General features: G+C 66.6%; 2 protein-coding genes. One reads left to right on the forward strand and one right to left on the reverse strand.

Translation table 11 applies throughout. The features are described from left to right. Positions 1 to 478, reverse strand: a 478-nt coding sequence (locus EEB15_RS33045) for a LysR family transcriptional regulator (RefSeq protein WP_139307074.1), incomplete at its 3' end; no start/stop codon positions are given. A 95-nt stretch (positions 479 to 573) separates the two neighbouring features. On the opposite strand from EEB15_RS33045, the gene EEB15_RS33050 reads away from it, so the two are divergent. Then, positions 574 to 867 carry a putative quinol monooxygenase gene (locus EEB15_RS33050; protein ID WP_003104358.1) on the forward strand — a complete coding sequence of 98 codons (294 nt, stop codon included), beginning with the start codon at positions 574 to 576 and terminating at the stop codon, positions 865 to 867. Positions 868 to 958 lie beyond the last annotated feature (91 nt).

Below are 958 nucleotides of genomic sequence, written 5' to 3' on the forward strand. Positions count from 1 at the left end.
GCGCCAGCGGCAGGGCGACCAGGCTGGAGTCGGCCGGTGCGCCGTAGCGGATCGCCACGTCCACCGGTTGCCGGTAGAGATCGGTCACCCGGTCGCCGAGCAGCAGGCGCAGGCTCAGTTGCGGATAGCGCGCCTGGAACTCGTCGAGCCAGGGCAGCAGCAGGTTGCGGCCGAAGTCGGAGGGCGCGGAAAGCTGCAGTACCCCGGCGATCTGGTCCTTGCCGCCCTGCAGCAACCGGCGCCCCTCCTCCAGGCTGCGCAACGAGGCGCGGGCATGCAGGAGGAACGCGTCGCCCTCGGGAGTCAGGCGCAGGCTGCGGGTGGAGCGGGCGAACAGGCGTACCTCCAGCTCGCTTTCCAGGCGCTTCAGCGCCGCGCTGGCCACCGCCGGGGAAATCTCCAACTGGCGCGCGGCGGCGGACAACGAGCCGCTGTCGCTGGTGTGGACGAACACCTGGAGGTCGTCGTAACGCAGCATTTTCAAGATTCCTTTGAAAGAGTCTTCCCTGATAGCCTGTTTTTCAGCGATTTGAAATAGCCCATCCTGACTCCGCCCCATCGAAGGAACCCACCATGAGCACACCCCTCACCCTGATCGCCACCATCACCGCCGCCCCCGGCCACGCCGAGGCCCTGGAACGCGAATTGCGCGCCCTGGTCGCCCCGTCGCGCGCCGAGGCTGGTTGCCTGCAGTACGACCTGCACCAGGACCGCCACGACTCCCACCTGTTCTACATGATCGAGCAGTGGCGCGACGACGCCGCCCTGGAGCGGCACCAGAACACCGAACACTTCCTGCGCTTCAGCCGCGGCAACGAAGCCCTGCTGCAGAACGTGAAGATCGACCAACTTTATCGCCTCGCCTGAGGCCCGTTTCCCGGAGCCCCCATGAAAGCTGTCGGTTACTACCAATCCCTGCCCATCGACCATCCCGACGCCCTGCTCGACCTCGAACTGC

This window comes from Ramlibacter sp. WS9, assembly GCF_003797765.1.
Lineage (GTDB): Bacteria > Pseudomonadota > Gammaproteobacteria > Burkholderiales > Burkholderiaceae_C > Ramlibacter.